This is a genomic window from Bradyrhizobium sp. USDA 326, assembly GCF_049739485.1.
Lineage (GTDB): Bacteria > Pseudomonadota > Alphaproteobacteria > Rhizobiales > Xanthobacteraceae > Bradyrhizobium.
On record NZ_JBMGQA010000001.1, the window covers coordinates 2,640,490 to 2,663,055 of the forward strand.

The 22,566-nt window shown below is 65.5% G+C and carries 21 protein-coding genes, 1 tRNA gene and 1 riboswitch; of the genes, 10 read left to right on the forward strand and 12 right to left on the reverse strand.

All coding sequences use genetic code 11. The annotated features are described in order from the left end of the window. Positions 1-27 precede the first annotated feature (27 nt). A complete protein-coding gene (locus ABIG06_RS12600; RefSeq protein WP_370136840.1) occupies positions 28-558 on the reverse strand; it encodes a TetR/AcrR family transcriptional regulator in 531 nt (176 codons plus the stop codon). A gap of 95 nt (positions 559-653) precedes the next feature. On the opposite strand from ABIG06_RS12600, the gene ABIG06_RS12605 reads away from it, so the two are divergent. The 3 genes from ABIG06_RS12605 to ABIG06_RS12615 all read left to right on the forward strand — a co-directional run bounded on the left by ABIG06_RS12605 (position 654) and on the right by ABIG06_RS12615 (position 2,028). Beyond that, complete coding sequence (locus tag ABIG06_RS12605; RefSeq protein ID WP_124161977.1) at positions 654-1,004, forward strand: hypothetical protein; 351 nt, start codon at positions 654-656, stop codon at positions 1,002-1,004. Between the two features lie 124 nt (positions 1,005-1,128). After that, entirely contained in the window at positions 1,129-1,407 is a 279-nt protein-coding gene (locus tag ABIG06_RS12610) for a PepSY domain-containing protein (RefSeq protein WP_424578289.1), read from the forward strand. 33 nt (positions 1,408-1,440) lie between these two features. Next, positions 1,441-2,028 carry a cytochrome b/b6 domain-containing protein gene (locus ABIG06_RS12615; protein ID WP_199751922.1) on the forward strand — a complete coding sequence of 196 codons (588 nt, stop codon included), beginning with the start codon at positions 1,441-1,443 and terminating at the stop codon, positions 2,026-2,028. Positions 2,029-2,157: 129 nt separating this feature from the next. On the opposite strand, the gene ABIG06_RS12620 is transcribed toward ABIG06_RS12615, so the two are convergent. Together ABIG06_RS12620 and trxA are read right to left on the reverse strand one after the other, a co-directional pair. Continuing rightward, positions 2,158-2,835 carry an LON peptidase substrate-binding domain-containing protein gene (locus ABIG06_RS12620; protein ID WP_124161975.1) on the reverse strand — a complete coding sequence of 226 codons (678 nt, stop codon included), beginning with the start codon at positions 2,833-2,835 and terminating at the stop codon, positions 2,158-2,160. 32 nt (positions 2,836-2,867) lie between these two features. Continuing rightward, positions 2,868-3,791, reverse strand: coding sequence for a thioredoxin (gene trxA, locus ABIG06_RS12625; RefSeq protein WP_028177007.1), 924 nt, complete (start codon positions 3,789-3,791; stop codon positions 2,868-2,870). Positions 3,792-4,063: 272 nt separating this feature from the next. On the opposite strand from trxA, the gene ABIG06_RS12630 reads away from it, so the two are divergent. The 4 genes from ABIG06_RS12630 to ABIG06_RS12645 all read left to right on the forward strand — a co-directional run bounded on the left by ABIG06_RS12630 (position 4,064) and on the right by ABIG06_RS12645 (position 7,635). Beyond that, a tRNA-Gly gene (locus ABIG06_RS12630) sits at positions 4,064-4,138 on the forward strand. 78 nt (positions 4,139-4,216) lie between these two features. Beyond that, positions 4,217-5,203, forward strand: a complete 987-nt coding sequence (locus tag ABIG06_RS12635) for an NAD-dependent epimerase/dehydratase family protein (RefSeq protein WP_370136842.1) — start codon at positions 4,217-4,219, stop codon at positions 5,201-5,203. 386 nt (positions 5,204-5,589) lie between these two features. Next, positions 5,590-6,870, forward strand: coding sequence for a PQQ-dependent sugar dehydrogenase (locus tag ABIG06_RS12640; protein ID WP_370136844.1), 1,281 nt, complete (start codon positions 5,590-5,592; stop codon positions 6,868-6,870). A 186-nt stretch (positions 6,871-7,056) separates the two neighbouring features. Further along, positions 7,057-7,635, forward strand: a complete 579-nt coding sequence (locus ABIG06_RS12645; protein WP_370136846.1) for a c-type cytochrome — start codon at positions 7,057-7,059, stop codon at positions 7,633-7,635. Positions 7,636-7,720: 85 nt separating this feature from the next. Here the strand turns inward: ABIG06_RS12645 and panE are convergent, their stop codons facing one another. The 4 genes from panE to ABIG06_RS12665 all read right to left on the reverse strand — a co-directional run bounded on the left by panE (position 7,721) and on the right by ABIG06_RS12665 (position 11,519). Next, a complete protein-coding gene (panE, locus tag ABIG06_RS12650) occupies positions 7,721-8,644 on the reverse strand; it encodes a 2-dehydropantoate 2-reductase (RefSeq protein WP_370136849.1) in 924 nt (307 codons plus the stop codon). Between the two features lie 123 nt (positions 8,645-8,767). Continuing rightward, the gene (locus tag ABIG06_RS12655) at positions 8,768-9,382 is read right to left on the reverse strand and encodes a 2-hydroxychromene-2-carboxylate isomerase (protein WP_370136850.1); all 615 of its coding nucleotides are present in this window, start codon (positions 9,380-9,382) and stop codon (positions 8,768-8,770) included. Positions 9,383-9,484: 102 nt separating this feature from the next. After that, entirely contained in the window at positions 9,485-10,834 is a 1,350-nt protein-coding gene (locus tag ABIG06_RS12660; RefSeq protein ID WP_370136852.1) for an MATE family efflux transporter, read from the reverse strand. Positions 10,835-10,922: 88 nt separating this feature from the next. Next, positions 10,923-11,519 carry a DUF2239 family protein gene (locus ABIG06_RS12665; protein ID WP_370136854.1) on the reverse strand — a complete coding sequence of 199 codons (597 nt, stop codon included), beginning with the start codon at positions 11,517-11,519 and terminating at the stop codon, positions 10,923-10,925. A 150-nt stretch (positions 11,520-11,669) separates the two neighbouring features. Between ABIG06_RS12665 and ABIG06_RS12670 the strand changes: the two genes are divergently transcribed. After that, positions 11,670-12,335, forward strand: a complete 666-nt coding sequence (locus tag ABIG06_RS12670; RefSeq protein WP_370136856.1) for a glutathione S-transferase family protein — start codon at positions 11,670-11,672, stop codon at positions 12,333-12,335. A gap of 111 nt (positions 12,336-12,446) precedes the next feature. Here ABIG06_RS12670 and ABIG06_RS12675 read toward each other — a convergent pair whose 3' ends face one another. Both ABIG06_RS12675 and ggt read right to left on the reverse strand, forming a co-directional pair. After that, positions 12,447-13,742, reverse strand: coding sequence for an MFS transporter (locus ABIG06_RS12675; RefSeq protein ID WP_370136857.1), 1,296 nt, complete (start codon positions 13,740-13,742; stop codon positions 12,447-12,449). Positions 13,743-13,838: 96 nt separating this feature from the next. Then, positions 13,839-15,590, reverse strand: coding sequence for a gamma-glutamyltransferase (gene ggt, locus ABIG06_RS12680; protein WP_370136858.1), 1,752 nt, complete (start codon positions 15,588-15,590; stop codon positions 13,839-13,841). 101 nt (positions 15,591-15,691) lie between these two features. Between ggt and ABIG06_RS12685 the strand changes: the two genes are divergently transcribed. Continuing rightward, positions 15,692-17,077: an MFS transporter gene (locus tag ABIG06_RS12685; RefSeq protein WP_370136860.1), complete on the forward strand. Its 1,386-nt coding sequence runs from the start codon at positions 15,692-15,694 to the stop codon at positions 17,075-17,077. A gap of 56 nt (positions 17,078-17,133) precedes the next feature. Here ABIG06_RS12685 and purH read toward each other — a convergent pair whose 3' ends face one another. The 3 genes from purH to ABIG06_RS12700 form a co-directional block, all read right to left on the reverse strand. After that, the gene (gene purH, locus ABIG06_RS12690) at positions 17,134-18,726 is read right to left on the reverse strand and encodes a bifunctional phosphoribosylaminoimidazolecarboxamide formyltransferase/IMP cyclohydrolase (RefSeq protein WP_370136861.1); all 1,593 of its coding nucleotides are present in this window, start codon (positions 18,724-18,726) and stop codon (positions 17,134-17,136) included. 24 nt (positions 18,727-18,750) lie between these two features. Next, positions 18,751-18,832: riboswitch (ZMP/ZTP riboswitch) on the reverse strand. A gap of 57 nt (positions 18,833-18,889) precedes the next feature. After that, positions 18,890-20,608, reverse strand: a complete 1,719-nt coding sequence (locus ABIG06_RS12695; protein ID WP_370136863.1) for a heparinase II/III family protein — start codon at positions 20,606-20,608, stop codon at positions 18,890-18,892. Between the two features lie 157 nt (positions 20,609-20,765). Further along, positions 20,766-22,112, reverse strand: a complete 1,347-nt coding sequence (locus ABIG06_RS12700) for an RsmB/NOP family class I SAM-dependent RNA methyltransferase (RefSeq protein WP_370136864.1) — start codon at positions 22,110-22,112, stop codon at positions 20,766-20,768. Between the two features lie 188 nt (positions 22,113-22,300). On the opposite strand from ABIG06_RS12700, the gene ABIG06_RS12705 reads away from it, so the two are divergent. Next, a complete protein-coding gene (locus ABIG06_RS12705; RefSeq protein ID WP_124161960.1) occupies positions 22,301-22,501 on the forward strand; it encodes a DUF1674 domain-containing protein in 201 nt (66 codons plus the stop codon). Positions 22,502-22,566: the final 65 nt, after the last annotated feature.

Sequence of the window (22,566 nt, forward strand, 5' to 3'; positions counted from 1 at the left end):
AGAAATTCGCGCCCGCCCATCGGAGGCCTAAGCCGAGACCATCGCCAGGAGCTCATCGAGCAGGGCCTGAAGCCGCGCGGCCGGCACCGGCGGGCCGGACAGGGCGAAACCGAGAAATGTCCAGTACAGGATCTGTGCGCGGGCCTGCGCCGTCGCCGGGGCAAGTCCCCGCTTGTCCAGCAGCTCTTCGATATAGTCGAGCCTGCGGCGGTCGATCGCGCGCACCGCCCCTTGCGCCGCCGCATCGAACGCCGCCCAGTTGCGCACCGCGCGTTCGAGGTCGAGCCGCGCCCCGAACGATCTCCGCAGCAGCGTCTTGAGCGGCTCGTCACTGGCGGCCTCGACATCGGCGATGATCTGCTCGGCCGCGATCTCGCGCCAGCGCTTCAGCACGGCGGCGTGGAACGCGGCCAGGTCGGCGAAATGCCAATAGAAGCTGCCGCGCGAGACGCCCATCTCCTTGGCGAGCGGATCGGCCTTCAGCGCCGTGAAGCCGCTCTTGGCGAGCACCTTCAGGCCCTCCTTGGTCCAGTCGTCGGCGGAAAGCTGTTCGGTCATGCCCGGCTCCAGATGGCGTCCATACACTAATGTATTGACAGCTTCCAGCAAACGGGTGCATATCCATACAGGACTGTACGGATGGAGCATGCCCCATGCGCGACCTTCTCCTGCAATGTTCCGGCCTCGCCGCGATCGTGCTGGCGCTCATCCACGGCGTGCTCGGCGAAACCAAGGTCTTCGCCCGCGCCAGCATCGAGCCGGCGCGCCTGCGCACGCTGATTCGACTGGTGTGGCAGGCCGGCACGGTGGCGTGGATCGGCGGCGGCGTGCTGCTGCTGGTTGCACCCCGGCTGGAATCGAGCCTCGCCCGGCACTGGATCGTCGCCACGCTCGCCATCGTGTTCGGCGCTGCGGCCCTCGCCAACGCCTACGCCATGCGCGGCCGCCATTTCGGCTGGGTCGGCATGGGTGCAGTGGTCGCGCTCGCGGTTGCCGGCTACTAGCCCGCGCCACGTTAGAACTTATCTAAAGCGAACCAGGCCCCTGCCCGATTGACTTCATCTCCTCCTTTGCTTCCTTCGCTGGGCCCCGCGGCTCTGCGGGCGCCCACGAGAGGAGGAAAGCTTCGTGAAGGTCATTCGTGTTGTTGCCATTGCACTGACGATCGGGATTGGCGCGGGATCGGCGGCCATGGCCGACGGTTTCAAGGATTGCACCAAGCTCGCCAAGGCGTCGTGGAAGCCGGCCAGCGAAGCCGAAGCCAAGGCCAAGGCGGCGGGCTATGAGGTGCGCCGCTCCAAGGTCGAGGGCTCGTGCTACGAGGTCTATGGCGTCAAGGAAGGCAAGCTGTACGAGCTGTTCTACAGCCCCGAAGATCTCAGCCTGAAGCACACCATCGCCAAGTAGATCGCACCTGAGCCCCGAAGCGAATTGGGCTTGATGAAACAAGTGCCGGAAGAGCGCGGGGTGTCCGACGGGACACCCGCGAATCGACTCGTCTCGCGGACGGTCGCGGTCTGGGACCTCCCGCTGCGCCTCTGGCACTGGGTTCTCGCGATCTCGGTCGTGATCGCGTGGTTCACGCCGACCGTGCATGACGGCGTTCACCGCATCGTCGGCTATGCGGTCATCGGCCTGATCGCTTTCCGCCTGCTCTGGGGCTTCGCGGGGAGCCGCTATTCGCGCTTCCGGATGCTCGGCGTCAGGCTTCGCGCGTCGCCTCGCTATCTCTGGAATCTGCGGCGCGGCATGACCGGCCGCTATATCGGGCTCAATCCCGCCGGAAGTTTGATGCTGGTCGCGCTGCTGGCTTCGCTCGCCGTCTCGACGATCACGGGCGCGATGTCGGTGACCGTCACCTTCTTCGGCGTCTGGTGGGTCGAAGACACCCACCACTATTCGTCGGACGCGGTCATCGTTCTGGTCGTGCTGCACGTGTTGGGCGTGCTGGTGATGGGAATTCTGCAGCGCGAGAACCTGATCCGCGCGATGGTCACCGGACGCAAGCGCATCCGGCATCATTCGTAGAATTTTGAAGGTTACACTTCCTTCTCGTCATGGCCGGGCTTGTCCCGGCCATCCACGTTCTTCTGTGTGGCAAAGACTTGGATGCCCGGGTCAAGCCCGGGCATGACGGCGCTTGTAGTACCTACCGTCTCACTGCAGCGGCGGATCGCCGCTGGTGCGCTTCTTGGCGAGGTCCATCTCAGTGACGGCGATCAGGATCTCGGCGCGGGTCTTCAGGTCGGGCGCCTCCAGCATCGCCTGCTTCTCCGCGGGGCCATAGGGCGACATCATCGCCAGCGCATTGACGAGCGCCTCGTTGGGCGCGCTCTCGACGCCTTCCCAGTCGACCTTGAGATTGTTGGCCTTCAGGAAGTCGGCCAGCACGGCCAGCAGCGCTTCCCGATCGACCTCCTCCTCGCCCATGCGCGCGGTGAAGTCGTCGACGAAGGCGAAGAAGTCCACCTTGCACTGCCGGTAGGCGGTCAGCACCTCGAGCTCCTCGACAACCTTGAAGCGCGCGACGCCGGTGAGCTCGAGGATGTAGCGGCCGTCGCCGGATTCGGCGAGCTGGGTGATGCGACCGACGCAGCCGACGCGGAACAGCGCCGGCTTGTCGGAATTCTTCGGCGAATGCGCCACGTCGGGCTGGATCATGCCGATCAGGCGATGCCCGTCGCGGAAGGAATCGTCAACCATCGCAAGGTAGCGCGGCTCGAAGATGTTGAGCGGCATCTGGCCGCGGGGTAGCAGCAGCGCGCCGGGCAGCGGAAACACCGGAATGATCTCCGGAAGGTCGGCGGGCCCGCGATATTCGATGTTGATCGGCATCTGCCCGGTCCCCTGGCGTCGCCAGCACGTCCCTATGAAAACAGGATCGTCGACAAACGTTTCCGCCCCTCGACGGTTGCATCATCCGTGCCGCCCCAGGCCTCGAAGAACTGCACCAGCTGCTTGCGGGCGCCGTCATCGTTCCACTTGCGGTCGCGCTTGATGATCTCGAGCAGCTGCTCGGTCGCCGCCGCGCGATTGCCCTGCGCATTGAGCGCGGTGGCGAGGTCGAAGCGGGCCTGATGATCGAGCGGGTTTGCGGCGACTTTCTGTTCCAGCTCGGCGACCGGCCCAAGGGATTTCGCCTGCTCGGCGAGATCGATCGCGGTCTGCACGGCCTTCACGGCCGGATCGTTGCGCTTGGATTCCGGGACCATGGCCAGCGTCTGCTTGGCCTGCTCCATCGCGCCGGAGACGGCGTAGCACTTCGCGAGGCCCGCAAGTGCCGCGATATTGGTAGAATCGTGCTGCAGCGCCTCGGCATAGATCTGCGCTGCCGCGGCCGTGTCGCCCTCGGCGAGCACCGCCTCGGCTTCCTGCACGATCTCGGCGACGTTGACCTCGCCCGGCGCGGTGACGCCCTTGGTCAGCCGCTCGATGAAGGCATTGATCTGGCTCTCGGGCACTGCGCCCATGAAGCCGTCGGCCGGCTGGCCGTTGACGAAGGCGATCACGGCCGGGATCGACTGAATGCCCATCTGGCCCGGGATCGCCGGATGCTGGTCGATGTTCATCTTGACCAGCTTGACCTTGCCCTTGGCCGCCTTCACGGCCTTCTCCAGCACGGGGGTAAGCTGCTTGCAGGGGCCGCACCACTCCGCCCAGAAATCGATCAGCACCGGCTGGCGCTTCGATTCCTCGATCACGTCCTTCACGAAGGTCTGGGTGGTGGTGTCCTTGATCAGGTCGGCCGCAGCCGGGCCCGCCGCTCCGTTACCCTGGTCGATGATCGTCACGGGATTCCCTCGTCATGTCTGGAATGGCGGCTCTTTAGCACGCCGCTACATCATATGCTTGTTGTCGGCACCTAAATTGGGCCGAATGGGCCGAATTTCAATCCAGGCGACCCGATTCGCCGGTTCCGGGACACTTTCGGGCGGTTTGGCCCCAATCGGGCTCCATATGGGGCCTCCGATTGCGAATTGATGCCGCCGGTAGTTGTTGCATTCCCCTCCCGCTTTTGGCATACGACAGCCGTTGCCGGCGCGTCACGCGACCGACACAGGATGCGGGTGTAGCTCAGTGGTAGAGCACGACCTTGCCAAGGTCGGGGTCGAGGGTTCGAGCCCCTTCGCCCGCTCCAATTTTCCCCAGAGCATCCAGCCGAACCGGGTCGGTCGTGGTTTTCCGCGCCGCTAACGGCTGTTTTGTTGGGACTCACATGACAATCCTGATCACCGGCAGTGCCGGCCACCTCGGCGAAGCCATTCTCCGGACGCTCCGCGGGTGCCGGTTGCCTGCGCGCGGGCTCGATCTGAAGCCTTCCCCCTTCACCGACGCGGTCGGCTCGATCGTCGATCCCGCCTTCGTGCGGCGCCAGATGGACGGCGTCACCGCCGTCATCCACACCGCGACGCTGCACAAGCCGCATGTGGCGACCCACTCCAAGCAGGACTTCGTCGACACCAACGTCACGGGCACGCTCAACCTGCTCGAGGCGGCCGCGGCGGCCGGCGTGGGGAGCTTCGTCTTCACCAGCACCACCAGCGCGTTCGGCTCGCAGCTGCGCCCCGAGGCGGGGCAGGCCGCGGTTTGGGTCACCGAGGATCTGCCGTCCATCCCGAAGAACATCTACGGCACCACCAAGCTGATGGCCGAGAGCCTCTGCGAGCTGTTCTTTCGCGAGCGCTGTTTGCCCGTCGTGGTCTTGCGGACCTCGCGCTTCTTTCCCGAGGACGACGACGATCCCTCGGTGCGGTCGGCCTACGCGCTCGAGAACGCGCAGGCCAACGAGCTGCTCTATCGCCGGCTGGATATCGCGGACGCCGTGAGCGCGCATCTGCTGGCCGTCGAACGCGCGGCCAGAATCGGCTTCGCCCGCTACATCGTCTCGGCCACCAGCCCGTTCGAGCAGCGTCATCTCGCCGCGCTCGCGCGCGACGCGGCGGGCATCGTGCGCGAGCTCTATCCGGAGTGCGCGCAGCTCTATGCGGCGCGCGGCTGGCGGCTCTTCCCCGCGATCGACCGCGTTTATGTCAACGACCGCGCGCGGCGCGAGCTGGGCTGGCGGCCCGAATTCGACTTCGCGCATGTGCTGCGCAGCCTGCAGGGCGACCGCGATTATCGCAGCATGCTGGCACGCGAGATCGGGTCGAAGGGCTATCATGACGCGGTGTTCGACGACGGCCCCTACCCCGTCGCCTCGTAAACGCCGCGATCGCTATTTTACTCGACGATTCAGATGTCTGCCCGGCGTCACCGGGAGCGGGCCAGCCTGAGCCGTTCTACTGTGCATGGGGTTGTTTTCGCGTTTTTGCATGAGCCACCCCTCGTGCCGCCGGCAAGACGATCCGCGCGCCAACTTGATTTCGCGCTGCAGCGAGAGCCGTTGTCGTCGCGGCGTTCGCTCCTTCATTGACATTCCGTCTCAATTTGTTCGGAGCGCGAAGTCGGTGGAGGCGGCGCGCTTCTCACCGTTCGCAGATGTGCTAACCTTTTTGGGTCTGTCGTTCTGACGGACCCAAAACTTCGCCTCTCGACTGGCAAAACCAAAATAACGCGCAGCCCTGACGGCTGCCTTAGGGGAGTGACGCGATGAAATTCCATCGATCCGTCTTTCAATCCGTTCTGGCGCTTGCAGCGGTTGCCCTTCTCGCGGGGACCAGCGCCGGCCATGCGCAACAGCAGGACAAGAGCAAGCCGCTGAAGAAATACGAATCCGGCACCAAGGAGTTCTGGACCCATCCGCCGGACGACTGGTTCCTCGGCGACGAGACCGAGGCGCAGAAGGGCCTCGCGCCGCCCTCGGGCCCGCCGACCGGCGCGTCCGACGCCGAGCTCGCCAACATCGTCAAGAAGGTCAAGCTGCCGCCGGGCTTCAAGATCGAGGTCTACGCCTCGGGCGTGCTGGCCGCGCGGCAGATGGCCTGGGGCGACAAGGGCACGCTGTTCGTCGGCTCCTTCGGCCTCGGCAACGTCTATGCCATCAAGGACAATGGCGGGAAGAAAGAGGTCAAGACCATCCTCAAGGGCTTGAACATGCCCACCGGCCTCGCCGTCAAGGACGGCGCGCTCTACGTCATCGCTGTCGACAAGCTGATCCGCTACGACGACATCGAGAACAAGCTCGACAATCCCGGCGAGGGCAAGGTCGTCTATGACGACATGCCGTCCTATGCCGCGCATGGTTGGAAATACATCGCGGTCGACAAGGAGGGCTGGTTCTTCCTGCCGTTCGGACCGCCCTTCAACATCGGCATCCCGCCGACCAGCGTCTCGCAGATCCGCCGCGTCGATCCAAAGACCGGCAACGCCGAAATCTGGGCGCTCGGCGTCCGCAACTCGGTCGGCGGCGACGTCGATCCGCGCACCGGCAAGCTCTGGTTCACCGAGAATGCCCGCGACTGGATCAGCGACGATCTGCCCTCGGACAAGCTGAACATGATCAACAGGATCGGCGAGCATTTCGGCTATCCCTATTGCCACCAGGGCAACCTGCCTGATGACAAGTTCGCGATGGGCCACAAGTGCTCCGAGTTCACGCCGCCGGTGCTGAATCTCGGCGCGCATGTCGCTCCGCTCGGCATGAAGTTCTATACCGGCGATCAATTCCCCGCCGAGTACAAGAACAACATCCTGATCGCCGAGCACGGCTCCTGGAATCGCCACAAGTACCAGGGCGCGCGCATCGTGCGCGTGATCGTCGGGCCCGACGGCAAAAACCCCAAGCAGGAGATCTTCGCCTCCGGCTGGCTCGAGGGCGACCAGGGCTATCTCGGCCGTCCCAACGACATCATCCTCGCCAAGGATGGGTCGATCCTCGTCGCCGACGACTGGGCCGGCGCGATCTACCGCATCAGCTACAGCAAGAAGTAGCGCGCGACACGATGTGAGGCTGCGACCGCGCGATGGCCGCAGCCTCTTTGCTTGATGCGGCGTGCTCGCCGCGGAACAGGTTCGTCATGCCCGGACTTGATCCGGGCATCCATCATACGAGAAACCCTCTGCAACAGGGATGGATTGACGGGTCAAGCCCGGCAATGACAGCTGGAGAAGGCATTCATGCGGACGGTTCGGTTCGGAATTCTATCTGCGACGCTACTATTCGTTCCGGCCCAGGCCGCCGACAATGCCGCGATCAAGGAGAAGGCCGCCGTCTGCTCAGGCTGCCACGGCGAGAACGGCATCTCGCAGACCGAGAACATCCCCTCGCTGGCCGGTCAGCCCGATCAATTCCTGCAATGGCAGCTGGTGTTCTTCCGCGCCGGCTCGCGCAAGAACGAGCAGATGCAGCCGATCGTCGAGGAGATGACCAACGAGGACATCCGCAATTTCGGCGCCTATTTTTCTTCGCTGACGCCGCCGAAGAGCGCCGAGGACGGAGATCCGGACCTGTCGAAGAAGGGTGCGCAGGTTGCCGTCGGCCGCCGCTGCGCTTCATGCCACACGGACAACTACGCCGGCACCAAGGCGGTCGCGCGGCTCGCGGGGCAACGCGAGGAATATCTCGTCAAGGCGTTGCATGACTACAAGGCCGGCCAGCGCGTCGGTGGCGGCGTCGCGGCAATGGCCGATGTCGCCTATCACATGAGCGACGAAGAGATCACGGCCGTCTCACACTATCTCGCGAATTTGAAATAGCACGGAGCTGTTTCGGCAAACTCCACTGTCGTCCCGGACAAGCGAAGCGCAGATCCGGGACGACAGCGGATTGTGTGGCTACGACCTACCCCGCGCGCTGCTTCTCATATGCCTTCAGATGCGTGTACGCGATGCGCAGCTTCGGCACCGGCACCTTGGCCGCATCGGCGCGCGCGATGAGATCGCCGATCACGTGATCGGCCTCGACCGGCAGGCCTGCCTTGATGTCGCGGAACATCGAGGCCGTCATCGGCGAGCCTTCGGCGGTGAGGTTGCCTTTCACCCGCTCGAAGAAAGGGCCACCCGGCGGATAACCCGACGCGGCGGCGACCGCACTGGTCTCGTCCAGCATGCCGAGCAGGAAATCCCGGCCGCCCGGAGCCGCAAGGATGTCACCTACCGAGGCACGCATCAGGCTGGTGGATGCCGCGAGCGAAGAGAGGAAAACCCACTTCTCCCACATGTCCTGCATGATGTTCTGGCTGGCGGTGGCGCCAGTGATGCCGCTCTTGAAGGCTTCGTCGATCGCCTTCACCCGGTCCGACATCTTGCCGTCGCGCTCGCCGTAATTGATCGACTGCATCGGCTGGAGCTGCACCACCTCGCGCTTCTCGTTCAAGGTCGCCGCGATGGCGCAGAGGCCGCCGAGCACGCGCTCGTTGCCGAACCTGGCATCCAGCGTGTCGAGATGCTTCATGCCGTTGAGCATCGGAATGATCGCGGTGTTCGGTCCGACCGCCGCGGCGAACGACTTGATGGCGTCGTCGAGGTCGAACGCCTTGCAGCTCAGGAGCACGACGTCGAACTTGTCCCTGAGCGCGTCCGCCTGCACGGTCGGCGGATTCTTCAAGGTCACGTCGCCGTTCGGGCTCTTGATGACAAGGCCGGCGCTCGCGAGCTCGCTGGCGCGCCGTGGCCGGACCAGGAAGGTGACGTCGCGGCCGGCCTGCAACAGCCTGCCACCAAAATAGCCGCCGATGGCGCCGGCGCCGACCACGAGGATACGCATGAGACAAACTCCGTCATTGTCGTTGTTCTTCAGAAAGAGGCGAATGGCGAACAGACAGTAGCGAATAGAATAGCACGCGACGAAACGCGAGTAACGCTTTCACTACTCGCCATTCGCCATTCGCTACTCGCCCCCTTCCAGCACCATCTCCTCGACCTCGCGCAGCTGCTCCTTGCCGAAGAACATCTCGTTGCCGACGAAGAAGGTCGGCGAGCCGAACGCGCCGCGGGCGACCGCCTCCTCGGTGTTCTTGATCAGCTTGCCCTTCACCTCGGGTTCCCCGGCGCGGGCGAACAGCCTTTGCGCGTCGAGGCCGGACGACGCCAGCGCCTTTGCCGCGATTTCAGGATCGTCCATCTTCTTCGGCTCGCGCCACATGTGGTGGAAGGCGGCCTCGACATACTTTTCGAACACACCCTCGAGCTGTGCCGCGATCGCCGCGCGCATCAGGCTCAGCGTGTTGACCGGGAAATGCGGATTCCAGACATAGGGCTGGACATGGAAGCGCTTGATGAAGCGCTCGGTCTCCACCGCCTGGAATTCGCGCTTGTTCTTGATGCCGGCCAGGGTCTCGGCCGGCGACTTGTTGTTGGTCGACTTGAAGATGCCGCCGAGCAGGATCGGCACATAGTCGAACTTGACGCCGATCCGCTGCTCGATCGCCGGAATCGCCAGATGGCTGAGATAGGCATTGGGGCTGCCGAAGTCGAACAGGAATTGCGGGGCGGTGCGGGTCAAAATCATTCTCCCTGACCTGGCTTTCTGAGTAGGCTTTTCCTCATTGTGGCGCAGGCCGCGCCACAGGTCCATCGTTTAATGACGGTCATAATACTTTGATGGTCAGATCAGGCGCCGGATTGCCCGCTTGCGCCACACCAAGTGGTAATAGCCCATCTGCAGAATCAACATGGCGCAGAACACGATGGGATAAGCGGCCCACACGCCGGTCAGGCCGACGGTGTGGCTGAGGATGATTGCAGCGGGCAGCTCGATTGCGGCGATCGCGAAGATCGACAGCAGCATCGGCGTCAACGCGACGCCGGCGCCGCGCATCGCGCCCGAGAACACCGTGGCGAGCCCGAACGGCACCGAGCTCCACAAGGCGATGTTGAGCAATCCCTTCGCCAGGTCCAGCACGGCGCCATCGGTGATGAAGATGCCGAGCACCGCGCGCGGCGCGAGGTAGATCAGCGCCACCAACCCGCCGGTCAGGACGATGTTGAACGCAAGGCCCATCCGCACGATGCCGTCGAGCCGGGCCCGGTCGCCGCCGCCGACGGCCTGGGCGCCGAGGATCGAGACCGCGATCGAGATCGACATCGCCGTGAACTGCGTGTAGCCCATCACCTGGTTGACCGCGCCATACGCGGCCGTGGCATCGGACCCATAGCCGTTGACGAGGCCGAGCAGCACCAGCTCGGCGATCGCCATCACCACCATGCCGATGGCGCTCGGCAGTCCGACGCCGAGGACCTTTCCGAGCACGGCGCCGTTCAGCCGCAGGTGACGCAGCAACGCCGCGTCCGGCGCGAGCGCATGTTTCTTCCGGAGCAAATAGACGGCGAGCACGATCAGCGTCAGCGCGTTGGCGATTGCCGCCGCCCATGCCGGACTGGTGATACCGGCCGCCGGCAGTCCGAACGTGCCGCGGATCAGGATCGGCGTCAAGATCAGGCCGATTGTCGTCGACAACGCCAACGCCAGCAGTGGCGTCAGCGTGTCGCCGACGCCGCGGATCATCGCGGTCATCAGCAGAAAGACGAAGCCGAGCGGCATCGTGAGCAGCACGATGCGCGCATAGGCACTGGCCTGGTCGAGAATGTCAGCAGGAGTCGCGAGCATCATCATCAATTGCCGGCTGAGGATCCCTCCGACCAGCGCAACGGAGACCGACAGCAAGAGACCGACTGCGAGCGTCGTGCCCACAACGATCTTGATGCTGCCGCGCTCGCCCGCGCCAAAAGCCTGGCCGATCAGCACGGTGGCGCCGGTGCTCAGGCCCATGACGAAGGCGAACAGGAAAAACATCACCGGGAAGAAGACCGAGACCGCGGCGAGCGCGTCGACGCCGATCATCTGGCCGAGATAGACATTGCTGACGGTGCCGAACAGCGATTGCAGCGCGTTGCTCAGCATCAGGGGTGCGAGGAAGCGGAGGAATGTGGTCCAGAGCGGTTTTGGGGCGGACATGGATCGGCCTTTCATCAGGGCGTGCGAAGCCGTTGCCGCGCAATGCGCGGCCCGGCCGTCGATGGGGTTGTGAGGAGCGGTGCGCGGTTTAAGCGCGGTCGCTGTAGGCGAGCTTGATGATGTGGTCGCGGATGTCGGTCGGCCAGTCCGCGATCAGTCCGGTGAAGCGCCGCCGGTCGTCCGCGAACAGCGCGCGCGAGGCCTCCTCGAACTGCGGCAGATTGCCGGCCATGGTCGACATGAAGTGATAGGCCGCATCGCGCGCCTGGCGCTCGCGGTCCTTGGCGCCGCTGACGCGCCTGGCCTCGTCGACGAGCTTGCGCAGCGCGACCGAGGCGCCGCCCGCCTGCGCATTGAGCCACTCCCAGTGCCGCGGCAGCAACGTCACTTCGCGCGCGACCACGCCGAGCTTCGGCCGGCCGCGACCGCGCGGTTCACTCGGAGGTGCGGTCTCCTCGACCAGGGGCGGGACAAGCTTGGTCAGCCGCGTCAGCACCTCGCGATCGCCGCCGCGCAGGTCGAAGTCGATCGGCCGGCCCGTTGCGTCCTCGAAGATGATGATCGGCTCGTCCGGCCGCGCCGCCACCCGCTTGACGACCAGTGCGACCTCTCCCGCCGCGCCGGACACCAGGCGACGCTGCCCTTGGAATGCGGTGAAAATCCTCTGCATTGGAATCATTGCCATATTGATCGCGTTGGGCGTTTAATACCCGGGTAAATTATGCCCGTCAATACACCCGGGTGAAAATATCCGCGCCGATGGCTCGACATTGTGTTCCCGGGCTGGCACGAACGGCGCGGCCGATCGACCGCGCCTAGCCCTGAGGACCCCGCGATGCTGACCGTTCACCACCTCAACAATTCCCGCTCGCAGCGCGTGCTGTGGCTGCTCGAGGAGTTGGGCGTTCCTTACGAGATCGTGCGCTATCAGCGCCAGCCGGACATGCGCGCGCCGAAGGAGCTGCACGCCATCCATCCGCTCGGCAAGTCGCCCGTCATCACCGACAACGGCAACACCATCGCCGAATCGGGCGCGATCATCGAATATCTCGTCACGACCTACGGCAACGGCCGGCTGATCCCGCCGGCGAACACGCCGGAGCGGCTGCGGTACACCTATTGGCTGCACTATGCGGAAGGATCCGCGATGCAGCCGCTGCTGCTCAAGCTGCTGTTCACGTTGATGCCGAAGCGCGCGCCGGCATTGCTGCGCCCGCTGGTGCGCAAGGTGTGCAACCAGGCGCTGACCGCGCTGGTCAATCCGCAGCTCAAGCAGCACATGGACTATTGGGAAGGCGAGCTTGCCAAGAGCGAGTGGTTCGCCGGCAGCGAGTTCACCGCGGCCGACATCCAGATGAGCTTTCCGCTGGAAGCAGCCCAAGCGCGCGGCGGGCTCGAACAGGGCCACCCCAAGGCGATGGCGTTCCTGGAGCGCATCCACGCCCGGCCGGCCTATGCGCGCGCGCTGGAAAAGGGCGGGCCATATCAGGTCGGGCGGTAGTTTCGTCACCGTCATTCCGGGCCGCCCGAAGGGCGAACCCGGAATCTGGAGATTTGTGGCGCGAGATCCCGGGTTCGATGCTTCGCATTGCCCCGGGATGACATTCGAATATCAATCGGCGTACAGCACGCGCCCGCGCGTCTCCGGCAGCGCGAAGGCGGCGATGAAGAAGACCGCGTAAGCCACCACCGCGAAGATCGCGATCGCATTCGCGAGCGACGTCGTCGCCGACAGCGCGCCGACGAGGAATGGAAACAGCGCGCCGATGCCGCGGCCGAAATTGTAGCAGAAGCCCTGGCCCGAGCCGCGCAGCCGTGTCGGGTAGAGCTCGGTCAGGAACGCGCCGATCCCGGAAAAATAGCCCGAGGCGAAGAAGCCGAGCGGGAAACCGAGTATCCAGAGGATCTCGTTGGTCAGCGGCAGCTGCGTGTAGAGAAGCACCACCGCCATGGCTCCGAGCGAGAAGATCAGGAACAGATTGCGCCTCCCGATCCGGTCGGCGAGCCACGCACCCACGAGATAACCGATGAAGGAGCCGATGATCAGGGTCGCAAGATAGCCGGTCGATCCGACGATCGACAGGTGCCGTTCCTTGGTCAGGAATTGCGGCACCCAGAAGGTGACGGCGTAGTAGCCGCCCTGGCAGCCTGTCGCCATCAGCGACGCAAGCACCGTGGTCTTCACGATCGGGAAGGTGAAGATCTCCCAGAGCTTCGGATGACTGCCCGTTTCCGCGTGCCTGGCGCGGGCCTCGGCTGCGATCTCCGGCTCGGTGACAGAGCGGCGGATGTAGAACACCAGAAGTGCCGGCAGCGCACCGATCACGAACATCCAGCGCCAGGCCGTCTCCGCCGGCAGAAGCGAGAACAGGATCGCCTGCGACAGCACCGCGAGGCCCCAGCCGACCGCCCAGCCCGACTGGACCGAGCCCACCGCGCGCCCACGATGCTGAGGCCGGATCGCCTCGCCCATCAGCACGGCGCCAGCCGCCCATTCACCGCCGAAGCCGAGACCGAGCACGGCACGTGCGATCAGGAGCTGATCGAAATTCTGCACGACGGCGCAGACCAGCGAGAAGAACGAGAACCAGATGATGGTGATCTGGAGCGTCCTGACACGCCCGATATGATCGGAGAGATAGCCGCCGAGCCAGCCGCCGATGGCGGAGGCGAGCAGCGTCACGGTGCCGGCAAGGCCGGCCGAGGCCGCATCGACCTTCCACAGGGCAATGATGGTGCCGATCACCAGTGGGTAGATCATGAAGTCCATGCCGTCGAGCGCCCAGCCTGCCGCGCAGGCCCAGAACGTCCGCCGCTCCGGCGCGTTCATGTCGCGATAGAAGGCGAGCAGGCTGGTGTCCTCGATCGCGGCGCGTTCGATGCGCTGGCTCGGATCGGCAGTGGTCATGTGCGTTTCCTTGGCAATTGCTTTGGCCGGGCGGTGGTAACACGCACGCCGGCCTGCGCAAGCCGGGGCGCGCTGCCGTGCCATGCAGAGAGCGGGCTACTGCCCCGCCGCTTCCGCACCGCGCGTCCGCAGATCGGCCGCGCCAAGCAATCCGTTCGGCGTCGCGAGAATCGAATTCGCCGATGTCTGCCCCATCGGCTCGACGACGGGGTGGCCCATGGCCTTCAGTGCGAGCAGCACGTCGTCGGGAAAGCCGCGCTCGACGCGCACCTCATCCGGTAGCCATTGGTGATGCAGCCGGGGCGCCGCGACGGCGGCCGCAACATCCATCTTGTAGTCGAGAACGTTCACGATCACCTGGAGCACCGTCGAGATGATGCGGCTGCCGCCGGGCGAGCCCGTCACCAGCACCGGCTTGCCGTCCTTCAGCACGATGGTCGGCGACATCGACGAGAGCGGCCGTTTGCCGGGACCAGGCAGGTTTGCTTCGAAACCGACGAGGCCATAGGCATTGGAGGCACCGACCGCCGCGGTGAAATCGTCGAGCTCGTTATTGAGCAGCACGCCGGTGCCGCCGGCGACGAGGCCGACGCCATAGCTGAAGTTCAGCGTATAAGTGTTGCTGACGGCGTTGCCGCGGGTATCGACGACGGAAAAATGCGTCGTGTTGCTGCCCTCACGCGGTACGGCAGAAGCGGACACGAGCTCCCTCGACGGCGTGGCGCGTTCGGCGGAAATGCCCGCGCGCAGCCTGGCGGCGTAATCCTTAGCGATCAGCGTCTCGATCGGGGCGTTGACGAAGGCGGGATCGCCGAGATAGCGCGCGCGATCGGCATAGGCGCGTTTCATGGCCTCGATCAGCAGATGCAGCGATGCCGGCGATCCCTGCTTCAGATCGGCAAGCTGAAAGCCTTCGAGGATGTTGAGCGTCTCGATCAGCACCACGCCGCCGGACGACGGCAGCGGCATCGAAACGATGTCATAGCCGCGATAGGTGCCGCGCACCGGCGCGCGGATGACCGGCTGATAGGCCTTGAGGTCGGCCGGCGTCATGATGCCGCCGGCAGCGGTCACGGCCTTGGCGAGTTTCTCAGCGACCTCCCCCTCGTAGAAGCCGCGCGGCCCCTGTGCGGCGACGGCCGACAGCGTTTCGGCGAGGTCGCCCTGCACCAGCCGGTCGCCTTCGCCCAGCGGCGCGCCATCAGGCCGCGAGAAGATCTTGGCCGAGGAGGGCCAGCGTGCCAGCCGCCTGTGCCAGCTCGGCAGCGTATCGGCGATGTCGTCGCTGACGATGAAGCCATCGCGTGCGAGCGCGATGGCGGGCGCGAGCAGTTGCGCCAGCGTGAACCGGCCGGAGCCGTATTTATCCAATGCCAGCGCGAGGCCCGCGACCGTGCCGGGAACGCCGACGCCGAGCGCGGAGTCCCGCGACTTCGCCGCGTCAGGCTTGCCGTCGGCGCCGAGGAAAATCTGTGGCGTGGTCGCAGCCGGTGCGGTCTCGCGATAGTCGATCGTGATGTCTTCGTTGCGATCGGCGGAATGGATCACCATGAAACCGCCGCCGCCGATATTGCCGGCGCGGGGATAGGTGACGGCCATCGCAAAGCCGGTCGCGACCGCAGCGTCCACCGCATTGCCGCCGCGCCGCAGAATCTCGGCGCCGACCTGCGCAGACAACTTCTCCTGCGCCACCACCATGCCGTGCTCGGCGGCGACGGCGCGCACGGTGTCGCGCGCGGGCGGCACATAGCCTCGCCGTGCATCCTGAGCGGTCGCGGGAGCGAGACTGAACGCCAGAGTGGCTATGAAGGCGAAGAATGCCCGCCGTGTCGAACATGATGACATCATCAAAACTTCCGCCGCGGCCTCGGGCCAGTTCACACACCTCGCTGCAATGCTATACGGTTTGCTCCAAGAGGGACAAAACTGTTCGTGATGAGGACCGCGGGATGACGACGATTGCCCCCGATGTGCGTATGGCCGGCGCGCAGCGGACCTATCCGCCGCGCGCCGCCGTCGTCAGCTGGATCTTCTTCGACTGGGCCGCGCAGCCTTATTTCACGCTGATCACGACCTTCGTGTTCGCCCCCTATTTCGCGACCAGCGTTGCGCCAAATCCCGCCACCGGCCAGTCGTTGTGGGGTTTTGCGATGGCCGCCGCAGGCCTTGCGATCGCGCTGCTGTCACCGGTGCTGGGGGCCATCGCCGACGCGGCTGGCCGCAGGAAACCATGGATTGCAGGATTCGGCGCGGTGCTGGTGGTGGCATCCTGCACGCTGTGGATCGGCAAGCCCGGCGATGACGCCATCATTCCGTTGCTGCTCACCGCGGTCGCGCTCGCCAGCGTCGGTGCGGAGTTCGCCACCCTCTTCAACAATGCGATGATGCCGACCCTGGTGCCGCCGGAGCGCATCGGCCGGCTCTCCGGCACCGGCTGGGCTACCGGCTACGTCGGCGGCATCGTCAGCCTGATCGTCGTGCTCGGTTTCCTCGCCGCCAATCCCGAGACCGGTCGCACGTTGCTCGGCTTCACGCCGTTGTTCGGGCTCGATCCCGTGACTCATCAGGGCGACCGCGCTGCCGGGCCGTTGACCGGGCTATGGTTCATCATCTTCGTCATGCCGATGTTCCTGTTCACGCCGGATTATCCGGCGAAGCGCCCGTTGCGCGAGGCGCTGCGCGAAGGGTTGTCCGAGCTGAAGCGATCGATCAACGGCCTGCCCAAGCAGAAGTCGCTCGCGGCATTCCTGCTCGCCAACATGATCTACACCGATGGTCTGGTGTCGCTGTTCGCGTTTGGCGGCATCTATGCCGCCGGTACGTTCGGCTGGCACACGATCCAGATCGGCACCTTCGGCATCATGCTCGCGATCGCCGGCGCGTTCGGCGCATGGCTCGGCGGCAAGCTCGACGATCGTCTCGGGCCGAAGCGCGTGATCGCCGGAAGTCTGCTGGTCCTGCTGCTGTCGGTTGCCGCGATCCTTCTGGTCGACAAGGACAGTGTCCTGTTCGTCAAGGTCGCACCGCCGCAAGCAGGCGCTCCCCTGTTCTGGAGCGCGGCGGAGCGCGCCTATCTCGTGCTGGGCTGCTTGATCGGCGCAGCCGGCGGTCCGCTCCAGGCCGCCTCCCGCACATTGCTGATCCGCCTCGCACCGAAGGATCGCATCGCGCAGTATTTCGGCCTGTTCGCATTGACCGGGAAGGTGACATCCTTCGTCGGCCCGCTCTTGATCGGCATGATCACCGCCGTGACCGCAAGCCAGAAGGCCGGCATGGCCGTGCTGGTGGTGTTCTTCGTTGCAGGACTGGGGCTGCTGGTGCGGGTGCGGCAATAGCTGCACCACGGTCATTCCGGGGCATCGCTCCGCGCGCCCCGGGAACGACAGCGACGTCAGTGCCGGAAGTGCCGCGTGCCCGTGAACACCATGGCGATGCCGTGCTCGTCTGCAGCCTTGATCACCTCGTCGTCGCGCATCGAGCCGCCGGGCTGCACCACGGCGGTAGCGCCGGCCTCGATACAGGCGAGCATGCCGTCGGCGAACGGGAAGAACGCATCCGACGCGACGACCGAACCCTTGGTCAGCGGCTCCGCGAGCTTCAGCTCGTTGGCTGCATCCTGCGCCTTGCGCGCCGCGATCCGCGCTGAATCCACCCGGCTCATCTGGCCCGCGCCGATGCCGACGGTGGCGAGATCCCTGGCGTAGATGATGGTGTTGGACTTGACGTGTTTTGCCACCCGGAACGCGAATTTCAGGTCTCGCATTTCGGCATCGGTCGGGGCACGCTTGGTCACGACCTTGAACGTCATGTCGTCGACCACGGCGTTGTCACGGCTCTGCACCAGCAGGCCGCCGGCCACCGTCTTGGCGGTGAGGCCCGGCGCACGCGGATCAGGCAGGCTGCCGGCGAGCAGCAGGCGCAGGTTCTTCTTGCCGCCGATGATGGCGATCGCCTCCTCGCTGGCGTCGGGCGCGATGATGACCTCGGTGAAGATCTTGGTGATCTCGCGCGCGGTGTCGGCATCGAGCGGACGGTTCATCGCAATGATGCCGCCGAACGCAGAGGTGGAATCGCAGGCCAGCGCCTTGCGATAAGCGTCGACGAGGCTGGAGCCTTCCGCGACGCCGCAGGGATTGGCGTGCTTGACGATGACGCAGGCCGCGGTGCGCCGGGCGTCGAACTCGCCGATGCATTCATAAGCAGCATCGGTGTCGTTGATGTTGTTGTAGGAGAGCTCCTTGCCCTGGAGCTGCCGTGCGGTGGAGACGCCCGGACGCTTGTCCGGCGTCGCGTAGAACGCCGCGGTCTGGTGCGGGTTCTCGCCATAGCGCAGCGACTGGATCAGCCGGCCGCCGAAGGCGCGGAAGTCGGGCGCGTCGATCTCGAGCTGACGGTTGAACCAGTTCGAGATCGCGGCGTCATACGCCGCGGTGCGGGCATAGGCCTTCGCGGCAAGGCGCCGGCGCAGCTTCAGCGTGGTCGCGCCGTTGTTGGCGGCGAGCTCGTCGAGCACGGCCTGATAGTCCTGCGCCTCGACCACGACGGCGACGTCGTCATGGTTCTTGGCGGCGGCGCGGATCATCGCGGGGCCGCCGATGTCGATGTTCTCGATGCAATCCTCGAAGCCGGCGCCCTTCTCGACGGTCGCCTCGAACGGATAGAGATTGACGACGAGGAGATCGATCGGCGCGATGCCATGCGCCTTCATCGCGTCGGCATGGTCCTTGTTGTCGCGGATCGCGAGCAGGCCGCCGTGCACCTTCGGATGCAGCGTCTTGACGCGGCCGTCCATCATCTCGGGGAAGCCGGTCAGCTCGGACACGTCCTTCACCTTGAGGCCGGCTGCGGCGATGGCCTTGGCGGTGCCACCGGTCGAGACCAGCTCGACATCGTGCGCGGCAAGCGCCTTCGCGAATTCGATCAGGCCGGTCTTGTCGGAGACGGAAAGGAGGGCGCGGGTGACGCGGCGGGGATGGTCAGTCATGAGCAAGATCCTCTGTTCAGGGAGTGTCTATGCCCAGGCGCGCGGCTTCTATGTCCCGCGCTTCCCGATGGTGCTCCATCCAAGGTCGCCAGTCGCGCGAGCGAGGGCTCGATAGCAGCTTTCGCCCGTTTTCACAACGAGGAGATACGCCGAATTCGCGCGTTTACAGCGGAAGTTCCGGCTCGCGGCGAGCGTTGCGGCGGGCGTTGGTGACGGCCGGCGAGGCGCTGGAACGGACAAAGCTCCAGCGGATCGAGGGCGCCTGCCGTGCGTCCTGCCGGATCACGATCTGCGCGGTGCGGCGCGGCCCGTCATTGCCGGCCAGGAACACGCTGTCCTCGAGGTCGACCTTGTCGTCGAGTGCTTCGAAGGTCCATACGTCGCGGTTCGGCAGCACCAGCATCACGCCGCGGGCGTCCGACAGCCGGCTCGCCTTCACGGCCGGATGCAGATGGAAGCGCAGCGCGAAATCGGCATTCGCGCCCTTGAAGCGTCCGCCCTGCGGCGGCGACAGCGTGTCCTCGCCGTCGATGCGCGCGCCGTCATTAGCGATCATCAGCACGCGACGGTGGATTGCCCCGAACTTGGCGAGATAGCCGTCATGCGATGTCGTGAGCAGCGTGCCGTTCTGCACGACCTCGCGATAGCTCTCGACCTCGACCGGGCCGCTGGTGATGGGCGCGCCGTGCAGGAGCCGCTTCATCGCCGACATCTCGACGAACTGGCAAGACGAGGTCTCGTGATAGGTCAGCGTCGAATGCGCCGCCGTGCTGCGTGCGAACGGTCGCCAATTGTCGCGGCCGGTGGTCGGCATGCCGCAATTGGTGACGATGCGGCTGATGCCCGAGGACAGTTCGAACGACAGGCAGCCGGCATGGGCGTCGTGGCTGACGCCGGCGGGCGGCGGCGGGCCGGTGTCGATGATCACTGTGGTCTGGCCGGCATCGAGGCGCTGGAAGCCGGTATGCGGCATGTTCGCCATCGGCGTGCCGTGGGTGTCGTCATAGGCGAGCAGCGTTGCGAGCAGGTCCGAAGATGTTGCGCTCATGCCGTTGAACAGGGCGAAATTGCCGTCCCCGTGCCGGAAGAAGCGCAGCATCGGCATCATGCGGTCGATCGCATTGAGCAGCGCCGGCGGCGGCGCGATGTTGCGCGCGGCAAAGGTCTGCCGCAACGGCAGCAGGTCGATCAAGAGTTCGATCAGCGCGCCCGGGTTGCGGGAGATGTGTCCACCGTCGGGCAGGATCTGCCGCTGCAATTCATCGGAGAGCTTCTTCGAGGCGCTGCGGATGTGACGCGCCTGGTTGGCGAGACACAGGGCCGCATAGCACAGTGCGATCAGCACCTGGAGCTTCGGCACCCCGTCCGGAATGTCGACCATGGTGTAGCGCAGGAAGCGGATCTCGCGCGCCAGGGCGCGCAGGTAACGGCGGTAGAACTTGTTGTCGGTCTCGCCCAGCACCAGCGGCGCCTGCGACAGCAGCGAGATCACGCGCCGGGCCAGCACGTCGGCGCGGCGCGCGACGGGGCGGCGCTTGTTGGCGGGGTTGGCGATCCAGTCCTCGATGAGCGCGCGCGCATTCGCCCGCGTCAGCGCAGTATCGGCGGCGCGCAGATGACGCAACCAGCCGAAGCCGAGCAGCGCAACCTCCCAATCCTCCGACGGCGGCTCGAGATCGAAGATCGAACGGCCGTGGCAATTGACGATCTTGCCGGCGAAGACGAAGCGGCCGGCATAGATTTCGGCGGCGCGGGTCGCGTCCGCGGTGCGCAAATCGTGCGGTGCGATGATCAGCCGGTCGGTGCGGCCGGGCCAGACCCGCGACAGCGCAACGGAACCGCCGCTCGCGCGCGCGAGCATGTTCCGCGCGAAGCGGTTCATGACCAGCGTCGAGATATGTCTGCGTTGAGCGACCGACACGCCTTGCCTTGAAGGGGGAGAGGATTAACGACGAATCCTTATTAATCCCAAAATCGGACGTCTGACACCACCTTGAACGGTGCGAATCAGCGTCGTGATCGCAAAATCCAGTGCAAAATCAGGATTTAACGAGCCGGGCGGCGAAAAATCCGTCGAGGCCGCCGAGCTTGGGATCGGCGTTCGGCAGATGGCAGGGCAGGGTGCGAAGGTCGCCGTCAGCGGTCACGATTTCGTCGAGCCCCGCTACCTCCGACGCCTCGATCGGAACGCGGTGAAGCGCAGGCTCGGCGGCGAGCAGCGCGGCCACGGCCTGCTCGCCTTCCTCGGGTTCCAGCGAACAGGTGCAATAGACCAGCGTTCCGCCAAGCTTGAGCAGCGACACCGATTTTTGCAGCAGCCGCTGCTGGAGCGCCGCCAGCGCAGCGATATCGGATTCCTGCCGCAGCCATGCCACGTCGGGATGACGGCGGATCGTACCTGTCGAGGTGCAGGGCGCGTCGATGAGAATACCGTCGAAGGCCTCGGCCGGGCCAGCCCATTCCACGGCGTCAGCAACGACGGTCTCGGCCTGGAGCGACAGTCGCGCCAGGTTTTCGCGCAGCCGCGCCACCCGCGCCGGCGAGCGGTCGATGGCCGTGACACGCGCGCCTGATAGCGCCAGCTGCGCGGTCTTGCCACCGGGAGCGGCGCAGAGATCCGCAATGGATTTGCCTTTGACGTCGCCGAACAGCCGGGCGGGCAATGCGGCGGCGGCGTCCTGCACCCACCATTGTCCTTCGGCGAAGCCGGGCAGCATGGTCACTGAACCGTGCAGCAGCATCCGCACCGTTCCCGTCGGCAGTGTCTCGCCATGCAGGCGGCTCGCCCATTGTGCGGGGTCCGACTTCACCGTCAGATCGAGCGAGGGCTCGTGGCCGAGCGCCAGCGCCATGTCGCGTGCGGTCGCCTCGCCATAATGCGCGCTCCAGCGCGCAAGCAGCCATGGTGGCAGGTCGAGCGATTGCGACGCGACCTCCTCGATCAACCCCTTGCCCTCGCGCGCGCAGCGGCGCAGCACGGCGTTGACGAGGCCGGCATAGCGCGCGGCGCGGCGGTCGGATTGCACGAGGCGAACGGAGAGGTCGACCGCGGCGTGATCCGGAACGTCCATCCAGAGGATCTGCGCGGCGCCGATCAGGAGTGCGCTCTGCGCGCGCGGTGCGTCGGATGGAATGCCCTTGTCGAGCAGGCGGGACAGCACATGGCCCAGCGTGCCGAGCCGGCGCAGCACCGTGGCGACGAGGCGGCGCATCAGCGCGCGGTCGCGATCGGCCAGCGTCTTCAGTCCGGGATGCGCGCCGCTGCCGTCGAGCTGGTCGTCGAGCGTGCGGTGCTTGTGCAGCACGCCGTCGACGATGTCGGCGGCAATCCGCCGTGCCGCAAGACCGGGCACTTCGGATGGAGGGACGAAACGTTGAGATGGCATGCGGAAGCAAGGTTCTGAGCGAGCGGCAGTTCCGCCGCAATGGCGCATGCCTCGAGAAACTGATCTCTGGCACGCGAATATGCCAAATGTAAGAATGGACCCTCGCGATTGCAGCCCGCAATGACCATTTCAGCAATGCGTTATTGGACCTCGCACTTCCCGTGATCCTGCGTTAGGAACCCGCCGAGATGAGTGACCAGCCCTCCCTTCCCGATCGCAAGCCGCTGTCGCCGGCCGCTCAGCGGGCGTTGGCCGAAGCCGAGGCGCGCCGGCAGGCTGCGGCGGCCGCGCAGGCTGAAGCTGCGCCGAAGGAGGTGCAGGGGCCAAAGGGGCCGGAGCCGACTCGTTATGGCGATTGGGAGCGCAACGGCATCGCTTCGGACTTTTGAGGCGCCGCTTTACGCGCGCTCTTCCTAAGCCATCTTGCCGGTTCAGCCGACTCAGCCCTAGCGTG

What these genes read in the sequence shown, in the direction of transcription:
- ABIG06_RS12620 (WP_124161975.1), bottom strand. Translation starts at nt 2,835, where the DNA reads ATGCCGATCAACATCGAATATCGCGGGCCCGCCGACCTTCCGGAGATC.
- ABIG06_RS12645 (WP_370136846.1), top strand. Translation starts at nt 7,057, where the DNA reads ATGCGGACGGTTCGGTTCGGAATTCTATCTGCGACGCTACTATTCGTT.
- panE (WP_370136849.1), bottom strand. Translation starts at nt 8,644, where the DNA reads ATGCGTATCCTCGTGGTCGGCGCCGGCGCCATCGGCGGCTATTTTGGT.
- ABIG06_RS12600 (WP_370136840.1), bottom strand. Translation starts at nt 558, where the DNA reads ATGACCGAACAGCTTTCCGCCGACGACTGGACCAAGGAGGGCCTGAAG.
- ABIG06_RS12615 (WP_199751922.1), top strand. Translation starts at nt 1,441, where the DNA reads ATGAAACAAGTGCCGGAAGAGCGCGGGGTGTCCGACGGGACACCCGCG.
- ABIG06_RS12705 (WP_124161960.1), top strand. Translation starts at nt 22,301, where the DNA reads ATGAGTGACCAGCCCTCCCTTCCCGATCGCAAGCCGCTGTCGCCGGCC.
- ABIG06_RS12640 (WP_370136844.1), top strand. Translation starts at nt 5,590, where the DNA reads ATGAAATTCCATCGATCCGTCTTTCAATCCGTTCTGGCGCTTGCAGCG.
- ggt (WP_370136858.1), bottom strand. Translation starts at nt 15,590, where the DNA reads ATGATGTCATCATGTTCGACACGGCGGGCATTCTTCGCCTTCATAGCC.
- ABIG06_RS12695 (WP_370136863.1), bottom strand. Translation starts at nt 20,608, where the DNA reads ATGAACCGCTTCGCGCGGAACATGCTCGCGCGCGCGAGCGGCGGTTCC.
- ABIG06_RS12635 (WP_370136842.1), top strand. Translation starts at nt 4,217, where the DNA reads ATGACAATCCTGATCACCGGCAGTGCCGGCCACCTCGGCGAAGCCATT.
- ABIG06_RS12675 (WP_370136857.1), bottom strand. Translation starts at nt 13,742, where the DNA reads ATGACCACTGCCGATCCGAGCCAGCGCATCGAACGCGCCGCGATCGAG.
- ABIG06_RS12665 (WP_370136854.1), bottom strand. Translation starts at nt 11,519, where the DNA reads ATGGCAATGATTCCAATGCAGAGGATTTTCACCGCATTCCAAGGGCAG.
- ABIG06_RS12660 (WP_370136852.1), bottom strand. Translation starts at nt 10,834, where the DNA reads ATGTCCGCCCCAAAACCGCTCTGGACCACATTCCTCCGCTTCCTCGCA.
- ABIG06_RS12670 (WP_370136856.1), top strand. Translation starts at nt 11,670, where the DNA reads ATGCTGACCGTTCACCACCTCAACAATTCCCGCTCGCAGCGCGTGCTG.
- purH (WP_370136861.1), bottom strand. Translation starts at nt 18,726, where the DNA reads ATGACTGACCATCCCCGCCGCGTCACCCGCGCCCTCCTTTCCGTCTCC.
- ABIG06_RS12700 (WP_370136864.1), bottom strand. Translation starts at nt 22,112, where the DNA reads ATGCCATCTCAACGTTTCGTCCCTCCATCCGAAGTGCCCGGTCTTGCG.
- ABIG06_RS12685 (WP_370136860.1), top strand. Translation starts at nt 15,692, where the DNA reads ATGACGACGATTGCCCCCGATGTGCGTATGGCCGGCGCGCAGCGGACC.
- ABIG06_RS12605 (WP_124161977.1), top strand. Translation starts at nt 654, where the DNA reads ATGCGCGACCTTCTCCTGCAATGTTCCGGCCTCGCCGCGATCGTGCTG.